Below are 8,255 nucleotides of genomic sequence, written 5' to 3'. Positions count from 1 at the left end.
GTCCTTGACGGTCGCGAGCACGCCGGCACACTTCCGCGCGACGGGCGACAATGCACCCTCACTCACCTTCACATCGTCCCCCAAAACGAGGCAATGTCCACTTGACCACGGGTAGGAAGTCCTCCCCGGCGAAGCCGGGGAGGAATCATGAAGCCCGTCCCCGGAGCAGCTCCCAGGCTCCCATCAGACCCTTTGGCCACAGCAGCAGGACGGCGCCCAGCACGCCGGCCAGCGCTATCTTGTCGACGTCGCCGCCGATCGGGAAGAAGGTCTGCTGGCCGACGATCAGCGCGGTGCCGATCAGCGGACCGAGCAGAAAGCGGCGGCCGACGATGACGATGGCCGCCAGCATCAGCACCAGGAAGTAGCCGTCCAGCATGTCGGGGCCGACACGGGCGTGCTGATAGGCGTAGAGCCAGCCGGCGAGGGCCGAGATCGGCGCCGACACAACGAGCACCAGGAAGCGCACCGGGCGGGCGTCGACGCCGAGCGACCGCGCGAGCTCGGGATTCATCTGCACCATCAGCGCGCTGGTGCCGAGGCGCGAACGGCGGAAGCGCTCGACGAACAGCAGGGTCAGCATCAGCAGGCCCCACGCCACCGGCCAGAGATCGGCATTGGTCGATGCCGTGATGCCATGGCCGAACAACGGAAGCTGCAGCGGCGGCACGCCGCCGATCCCGTCGGGGCCGCCGAGGAGCGTTCCCTTGACGGCGACCTCCATGGCGACGACGCCGGCGGCGTAGGTCGCCAGCGAGAACACGAGCGGCCTCGTGCCCCGGGTCACCACACCGAGCACGGCGGCCAGCACGAGCGCGACCGCGATCGCGGCGCCGGCCGTCATCCAGCCGTTCCAGCCCGGGGCGGCTGACAGCATGGCCGCGGCGTAGCCGCCGGCCGCCCAGAAGAGGGTGTGGCCGAGGCTGAGCTCGCCGAGATCGGACAGGATCAGGTCGGCGCCGTAGGCCATCACCGCAAGGATGGCGACGGTGGTGCAGGCGGCATAGAGGGCCGGCGTGTTGCCCGCGGCCATCGGCACGAAATAGGTGAGCGCCGCCAGGACAAGGGCGAGGGGGCTGGCAAGTGTGGCGGCAAGACGCGCCATCATCGCGCCGCCAGGCCGCGCGGCCGCACTGCCAGAACGAACAGCAGCAACAGGAGGGCCGCCGCCATCGTGTAGGCAGGCGACACCAGTGCCCCGAACAGCTGGGTGAAGAGGCCGAGCCCCAACCCGGCAAGCAGGCAGCCGCCGACGCTGCCGATCCCGCCCAGGACGACGACGACGAAGGTCAGGACCACCTCGTCGACGCCCAGGCCGGCCAGGATCGGGCCGCGTGGCGCCACGAGCCCGGCGGCGAGCGCCACCGCCGCGCATTCGAAGACGAAGACGCCGACATAGACCCGCGCGACACTGATGCCGCACAGCCGGGCCAGACCGGGATCCTCGGCGACCGAGCGCAGCCGGGAGCCGAGCCGCGTCCGGTTCAGCACCAGCCACACCAGCCCGAACAGCAGCAGGGTGGCCGCCAGGATCACTGCGTCCTGCAGAGTGAACGCGACCTCGCCGAAGCGCAGGCTCTCCGCCTGCAACGGGCTCGCCAGGCGCCGGGGCTCGTCGCCGAAGACGCGCGCGGCGCCGCCGCGCAGGACGTAGCCGATGGCCAGGGTGACGATCATAAGGTCGGTCAGGTTCTGCCGCGTGACCAGGGGCAGCATCGCGCCCTGCAGCAGGACACCGATCAGGCCGAGCGCGAGCACGGCGAGTGGAACGGCGACGGCGTAGTCGATGCCATACCTCTCCATCGCGGCCCAGGCGAGAAAGGCGCCCAGCATGTAAAGCTGGCCGTGCGCGAGGTTCGCTTGGCGCGCCGTCGCCAGCAGCACCGACCAGCCGATGGCGATCAGGGCGTAGCCGGAGCCCAGCACCAGTCCGTCGACGATCTGCTGCGCGAGGTTCATGACGGCACGCGCCCCAGACTGGCTTCGACGAGGCGCGGGTCGTCCCTCATCGTCCCGGCCGGGCCGTGCGCGGCCACCTTGCCGCGCTCCAGCAGGTAGAGCGCGTCGACCAGCTCGAGGGCGGATCGCACGCTCTGCTCGACCAGCAGCACCGACAGTCCGGCGTCGATGAGGCGACGCAGCGTCGCGAGCAGCTCATGAAGCAGGTGCGGTGTCTGGCCGGCCGATGGCTCGTCGAGCAGCAGGACGCGGGGTGCGGCGCGCAGCGCCCGGCCCACTGCCACCATCTGCCGCTCGCTGCCCGTCAACATGCCGCCCTTGTGGTTGCGTCGATCGGCGAGGCGGGGGAACAGCGCGAAAATCTCGTCCATCGAGAAGGCGTGGCGGCCGGCCTTTCTCAGCGGCGGTCGCATCAGCGCCAGGTTCTCGGCGACGGTCAGGTCGGCGAAAATAGCCTTGCCTTGCGGCACCAGCACCAGTCCGCGCCTGGCCCGGCGATGCGGCGCCAGCCCGTCCATCCGCTTGCCGCCCAGTTGCACGCTTCCGCGCACCGTCGGACGGTCTCCGGGCGACCAGCCGGCCAGGGCATTGACCAGGGAACTCTTGCCGGCGCCGTTGGCGCCCACGACGCCGACCATGCCACGGTCCGGCACCGTGATGTCGACACGGTCGACCGCGACGTGGCCGCCGTAGCGTACCGAGATACCGGTGGCTTGCAGGGCGGGGGTCATGCCGCGCGCCCGAGATAGGCTTCGCGCACCATGTCGTCGCGCCCGATGTCGGCCGCCTTGCCCTCCGCGAGCTTGCGGCCCTGGTCGATCACCAGGATGCGATCGGCGACGGTCATGACGAAATCCATGTGATGCTCGGCCACCACCACGGCGACGCGGCGGCGGCGCAACTCGGCCAGGAGATCGGCCAGACGCTCTGCATCGGCGCTGCCGAGACCGGCAGCCGGCTCGTCGAGCAGCAGCACCCGGGCGCCCGAGCCGTAGGCCAGCACCACCGGAAGCAGGCGCTGCAGGCCGTACGCGACCTCGTCCGGCCGCTTGTGATGGTCCGCGCCGGCGATGCCGAACGACGACAGGAGCTCGCGCGCCGCCTTCCCGGCCCGCCGCCGCGTCGCCCATTCGCGCCACGGCGTCAGAAGGGACTGCGCGAGCGAGGTCGAATGGTCGAGCAGCATCGCCGCCATGGCGTTCTCGAGCAGCGTCAGGTCACCGAAGAAGCCGTTGTGCTGAAAGGTGCGGCGCACGCCGATGCGCGCCAGCTCCCAGGTCGTTAGGTCGGTGATCCGGTCGTCCCCCAGCCATATCTCGCCGGTGCGTTCGACGGCATGGGCGACTGCCGCCAGGCACGTGGACTTGCCGGCGCCGTTCGGCCCGATGATGCCGAGAATTTCGCCCGCATCGACCTGCCACGACATCTCGCCGAGGACGGTCAGGGCCCCGTGCTGGACGGTCAGCTCCTCGACGGTCAGAAGCGGATCGAGGATGCGCGTCAAGCTACCTCGCGTCGATCTTTCCTCCCCCGTCATCGGGGGAGGTGGCCCGTAGGCCCCGAGGGGGAAGGCCGCAGTCCAGCCTTCTGTAATTCCGACGTCGGAACCTCAAAGAGCTCGACTGAGGCCTTCCCCCTCCGCCCCCTGCCGGGGGTACCTCCCCCGACGACACAGGGCATTCGCATATGAGACAAGAACACCGTCACCCCGACCGGAGCCGAGCGCCGCGAGACGTAGTGGAGGGACCTTTCTTCTGGCAGCACCAGCAAGAAAGGTCCCTCGACTACACCGCCCTCCGGGCGGCTTCGCTCGGGATGACGGTGTTTTCTTGTCATGTGCGAAAGCCCTGCCCGATGACGGGGGAGGCTTCCGAACGCTGTATCTTGCCCCAGGCGGCCGCGGCTCTGCTGGCGACCAAAGGGAGCCGGGCTCGCCCAAGCCTCGTCCGGCGCATCTGTTCCTCGCTTGAACGGAGGTTCATTGCGCAAAGCTTGACCGACCGTGCGGTGCAGAGTCAACGCATCCCGCCCCGGCGCCAACAAGAACGGGCCGGCGATTGCGCCGGCCCGTACCGTTGCCTGATGCCAAAGCCTACTTGTCGAGCCAGAACGTATCCAGCCGGACGACGTCGTAGATGCCGAAATAATCCTTCGGCCGATGACCCTTGACGTAGTTGTACCAGCCGTCGTTGATCTTCTCCCACGACATCGGCAGCAGCGGAGGATCCTCCTCCATGATGTTCTCGGCCTGGCGGATCAGCGCCAGCCGCTTCTTGGGATCGACCTCGGTGTCGATCTGCGGCACCAGCTCGTTGAACTTGGCGTTGTTCCACTGTGAGTAGTTCTGCGGACCCTTCGGGCTGTACCAGGCGTTGAAGTAGTCGGACGGGTCGAGCAGGGTCGAGACGATGGCGCCGACGGCGAGGTCGAACTTGCCGGTGTTCACGTCGTCGAACCACACCGATTCCACGGCGGTGCGGATGTTTGTCTGCACGTTGAGGGTCTGCTGCAGCATCGCCTGGATGGCCTGAGACCACAGCTTGAAGCTCGCCACTTCGCGCACCAGGTAGTCGAGCCCGGTGATGCCCTTCTCGTAGCCGGCCGCCTTCATCAGCGCCTTCGCCTCCTTGACCGAGGCGGTCGGGTCGGCCTGGTAGCCCAGCCGCTTGGAGAGCTCGGGCAGCGGCGTCGCGAAGTCGGAGAACGGATAGATGAAGCCGCCGACCATCATCGGCGCGATGTCCTTCACCACGTCGACCAGCACCGGCTTGTCGAGCACGAGATGGAAGGCGCGACGCACCCTGGGGTCGTCCATCGGTTTCTTCTTGTTGTTCATCCAGGTCGCCTGGATGACGCTCTGGTAGAAATCGGTGCCCGACATGCCCTGGGTTGCCTTGACCCGGCGCAGCGAACCGGGATCGAGAAGACGGGCATAGTCGACGCGACCCGACAGCAGGCTGGAGCCGAGCTCGGGCGAGAACGGCAGGGCGTGATAGAACTCGACGCCGTCGAGATAGGGCAAGCCACCCGCCTTGTTCCAGTAGTTCGGGTGCTTTTCCATCACCCAGACCTCGTTCTCGACGCGGCGCTTGCTCTTGAACGGGCCGGTGCCGGGAATGTCGACGACCCGCCGCAGGTTGTAGCCGTTGTCCTCCAGCGTCTTCTTGCGCACGATGCCGTTCCAGCCGCTGGCGATCGCGCCCATGATGAAGTCGGCCGGCCGCGGAGCCGACAGCTTGAATTGCACGACGTACTTGTCCGGCGTGGCGATCTCGCTCACGGCCGCAAACAGCGTGCTGCGCGGGATCGAGATGCCCTGCGGCGGCTTGGCGATGCGGTCGAAGGTGGCCTTGACGTCCTCCGAGGTGAGCTCGGCGCCGTCATGGAACTGCACGCCCTTGCGCAGATGGAAGGTGTAGGTCTTGCCGTCCTTGGCGATCTCCCAGCTGTGCGCAAGGTCGGGGATGATCGTCTTGCCGCTGTCGCGCGGGTCGCGCCGCACCAGGTTGTCGAACATGCAGCCCTGGCTGCCCAGGCTGTTGATCGTGCCCGACTGGTGGAAGTCGAAATGTGGCGGCCGCATGGTGATGCCGTATTTCAGAACGCCGCCCGATTTCGGATTGGGCTCGGGTGCGGCGAGCTGGAACTTCGACCCGTCGAATTCCAGGGGCACGCCCTGGGCGCGCGCCGGGAGCCACGGATAGGCCATCGCGCCGACGCCGAATGCGGCGGCTCCCTTGACGAACCCGCGACGATTTACGCGTGAACGATCTCGCATTGCGTTTCCTCCCAATAGGTCTTTTCCAGACCGAGCACTCTGTGCTCTGATAGTTTTTGTCCTTCTCCCCGATGGACCAAAACTAACACGACAATTCCAAGGGAGTCTTGCCTTGAATTCTTCCCAGCCGAGACCTCGCGTCGTCGGAGAACCGGCCGTCGTGCCGGCTCGGCCGGTGCTGCAGATCGAGGACCTCCAGACGCATTTCTTCACCGCCATCGGGACGGTGCGGGCGGTCGACGGGGTTTCCTACGCGGTGAAGAGCGGCGAGACCCTGGGCGTGGTGGGCGAGTCGGGTTGCGGCAAGAGCGTGACGGCGCTGTCGATCCTGCGCCTGGTCGCCAACCCGCCGGGGCGCATCGTCGGCGGCACCATCCGCTTCGAGGGCAGGAACCTGCTGGAACTCGGCGACGCCGAGATGGAGGCCATCCGCGGCAATGCCATCTCGATGATCTTCCAGGAGCCGATGACCTCGCTCAACCCGCTCTATACGGTCGGCAAGCAGATCGCCGAGGCGATCGCCCTGCACCAGGGCCTGTCGAAGCGCGATGCCCTGGACAAGGCGATCGAGATGCTGCGCAGAGTCCAGATCCCCGAGCCCGAGAAGCGGGCGCACGCCTATCCACACCAGCTGTCCGGCGGCATGCGCCAGCGCGTCATGATCGCCATGGCGCTGTCGTGCAATCCCAAGGTGCTGATTGCCGACGAACCGACGACGGCGCTCGACGTCACCATCCAGGCCCAGATCCTCGACCTGATGCGCGAGCTGCAGGAGACCTACGGCACGGCGATCATCCTGATCACCCACGACATGGGGGTGGTGGCGGAGAACGCCGACCGGGTGGTGGTGATGTATGCCGGCCGCAAGGTCGAGGAGGCGCCCGCCGCCGTCCTGTTCGATCGTCCGGGGCATCCCTATACCAAGGGCCTGCTGGGCTCGATCCCGCATCTCGACACGGCGGCGCACAACGACACCAGGCGGGCCCGCCTGACCGAGATCAAGGGCATGGTGCCGTCGCTGTTCAACCTCCCACCCGGCTGCAGTTTCGCGCCGCGCTGCGCCTTCGCCTCCGATCAATGCCTGAAGGCCGTGCCCGAGCTGGAGCAGCGCGGCCGCGGTCACTGGATCGCCTGCTGGCACGCCGACCGCGTGATGGCAGGTGCGGCATGAACGGTTCGGTCCAGTTGAAAGCCGGTTCACCCGGTCCGAAGAACGGCTCGGGAAACCTGCTCGAGGTCAGCGACCTCAAGAAGCATTTTCCGATACACAGAGGATTCTTCTCGCGGGTTTCCGGCCACGTCTACGCGGTCGACGGCGTGTCCTTCACCATCAAGCGCGGCGAGACGCTGGGCCTGGTAGGCGAGAGCGGCTGCGGCAAGTCAACGGTCGGCCGCACCCTGCTCAGGCTGCTCGAGCCGACCGGCGGCTCGATCCGAGTCGACGGGGCGGACATCACGCATCTCGCCGGCGGGGATCTCCTGCCCTATCGCCGGCGCATGCAGATGATCTACCAGGATCCCTACGCCTCGCTGAATCCACGCATGTCGGCCGGCGAGATCGTCGGCGAGGCGCTCACCATCCACCAGATCGGCACGCCGCAGGAGCGCGGCGAGCGCATCGCCTCCCTGTTCGCCCGGGTCGGGCTCAGGCCCGAGGCGATGAAGTCCTATCCGCACGAATTCTCGGGCGGCCAGCGCCAGCGCATCGGCATCGCCCGCGCGCTCGCCCTCAATCCCGACCTGATCGTCGGCGACGAGCCGGTGTCGGCGCTCGACGTGTCGATCCAGGCGCAGATCATCAACCTGCTGATGGACCTGCAGGACGAGCTCAAGCTCTCCTACCTGTTCGTCGCCCACGACCTCGCCGTGGTCGAGCACATCAGCCATCGCGTCGCGGTGATGTATCTCGGCCGCATCGTCGAGATGACCGACAAGACCAGCCTGTTCGAGATGCCGCTGCATCCCTACACGGAGGCGCTGCTGTCGGCGGTGCCGATTCCCAAGGCGAGCGCCCGCGGCCGCAAGCGCGTGATCCTGACGGGCGACGTGCCGAGCCCGATCAACCCGCCCTCGGGCTGCCACTTCCACGCCCGCTGCCCCTACGCCATGCCGCGCTGCCGCACCGAGGTGCCGACGCTGCGCGAGGTCAGGCCCGGCCACTTCGCGTCGTGCCACCTGCACGACGCCGGCGTGAGGTTCCCGCTGGCGTCATAGACTCCTCCCCAGCTCCGCTGGGGAGGTGCCCCATCATACGGGCGGAGGGGTCATGAATCATGCGGACCGCGGGCGTCCCGCCCGCTCTTCTCATGAGCGGGCGAGACGCCCGCGGTCCAAGAGAGTCTGACCCCTCCGTCCGCGATTACGCGAACATCTCCCCAGCAGAGCTGGGACGGCGAATGATTACACCGAGCCGCGCAGCCTGGGGTCGAGCAGGTCGCGGATGCCGTCGCCCAGCAGGTTGAAGGCGAGCACGGTGAGGGTGATCGCAAGCCCCGGGAACAGCACCAGCCACCACGGT

General features: G+C 67.7%; 7 protein-coding genes. 2 read left to right on the top strand and 5 right to left on the bottom strand.

Annotated elements, in window-relative coordinates; all coding sequences use genetic code 11:
- Window positions 1-145 precede the first annotated feature (145 nt).
- The 5 genes from AB7O82_RS35400 to AB7O82_RS35380 form a co-directional block, all read right to left on the bottom strand.
- Window positions 146-1,108, bottom strand: coding sequence for a branched-chain amino acid ABC transporter permease (locus AB7O82_RS35400; RefSeq protein ID WP_428544636.1), 963 nt, complete (start codon window positions 1,106-1,108; stop codon window positions 146-148).
- Window positions 1,105-1,959, bottom strand: a complete 855-nt coding sequence (locus AB7O82_RS35395; protein WP_428621590.1) for a branched-chain amino acid ABC transporter permease — start codon at window positions 1,957-1,959, stop codon at window positions 1,105-1,107. The genes AB7O82_RS35400 and AB7O82_RS35395 overlap by 4 nt, the downstream gene beginning before the upstream one ends.
- The gene (locus AB7O82_RS35390) at window positions 1,956-2,690 is read right to left on the bottom strand and encodes an ABC transporter ATP-binding protein (protein ID WP_428621589.1); all 735 of its coding nucleotides are present in this window, start codon (window positions 2,688-2,690) and stop codon (window positions 1,956-1,958) included. Before AB7O82_RS35390 ends, AB7O82_RS35395 begins: the two co-directional genes overlap by 4 nt.
- Entirely contained in the window at window positions 2,687-3,463 is a 777-nt protein-coding gene (locus AB7O82_RS35385) for an ABC transporter ATP-binding protein (protein ID WP_428621588.1), read from the bottom strand. The genes AB7O82_RS35390 and AB7O82_RS35385 overlap by 4 nt, the downstream gene beginning before the upstream one ends.
- Window positions 3,464-4,051: 588 nt before the next feature.
- On the bottom strand, window positions 4,052-5,737 hold the full coding sequence (locus tag AB7O82_RS35380) for an ABC transporter substrate-binding protein (protein ID WP_428544624.1): 1,686 nt from the start codon (window positions 5,735-5,737) through the stop codon (window positions 4,052-4,054).
- Between the two features lie 160 nt (window positions 5,738-5,897).
- Here AB7O82_RS35380 and AB7O82_RS35375 point away from each other — a divergent pair, with 160 nt between their 5' ends.
- Together AB7O82_RS35375 and AB7O82_RS35370 are read left to right on the top strand one after the other, a co-directional pair.
- A complete protein-coding gene (locus tag AB7O82_RS35375) occupies window positions 5,898-6,908 on the top strand; it encodes an ABC transporter ATP-binding protein (RefSeq protein ID WP_428544621.1) in 1,011 nt (336 codons plus the stop codon).
- Entirely contained in the window at window positions 6,905-7,951 is a 1,047-nt protein-coding gene (locus tag AB7O82_RS35370) for an ABC transporter ATP-binding protein (protein ID WP_428621587.1), read from the top strand. Before AB7O82_RS35375 ends, AB7O82_RS35370 begins: the two co-directional genes overlap by 4 nt.
- The last annotated feature ends 304 nt before the right edge of the window (window positions 7,952-8,255 follow it).

This window comes from Reyranella sp. (genome assembly GCF_050185545.1).
Lineage (GTDB): Bacteria > Pseudomonadota > Alphaproteobacteria > Reyranellales > Reyranellaceae > Reyranella.
The sequence above is the reverse complement of the archived record's forward strand: the minus strand, read 5'-3'. Positions and strand labels throughout refer to the sequence as shown.

Excerpts from the sequence above, each read along its gene's own strand:
- AB7O82_RS35380 (WP_428544624.1), bottom strand. The coding sequence starts at position 5,737 with ATGCGAGATCGTTCACGCGTAAATCGTCGCGGGTTCGTCAAGGGAGCC.
- AB7O82_RS35390 (WP_428621589.1), bottom strand. The coding sequence starts at position 2,690 with ATGACCCCCGCCCTGCAAGCCACCGGTATCTCGGTACGCTACGGCGGC.
- AB7O82_RS35395 (WP_428621590.1), bottom strand. The coding sequence starts at position 1,959 with ATGAACCTCGCGCAGCAGATCGTCGACGGACTGGTGCTGGGCTCCGGC.
- AB7O82_RS35400 (WP_428544636.1), bottom strand. The coding sequence starts at position 1,108 with ATGATGGCGCGTCTTGCCGCCACACTTGCCAGCCCCCTCGCCCTTGTC.
- AB7O82_RS35370 (WP_428621587.1), top strand. The coding sequence starts at position 6,905 with ATGAACGGTTCGGTCCAGTTGAAAGCCGGTTCACCCGGTCCGAAGAAC.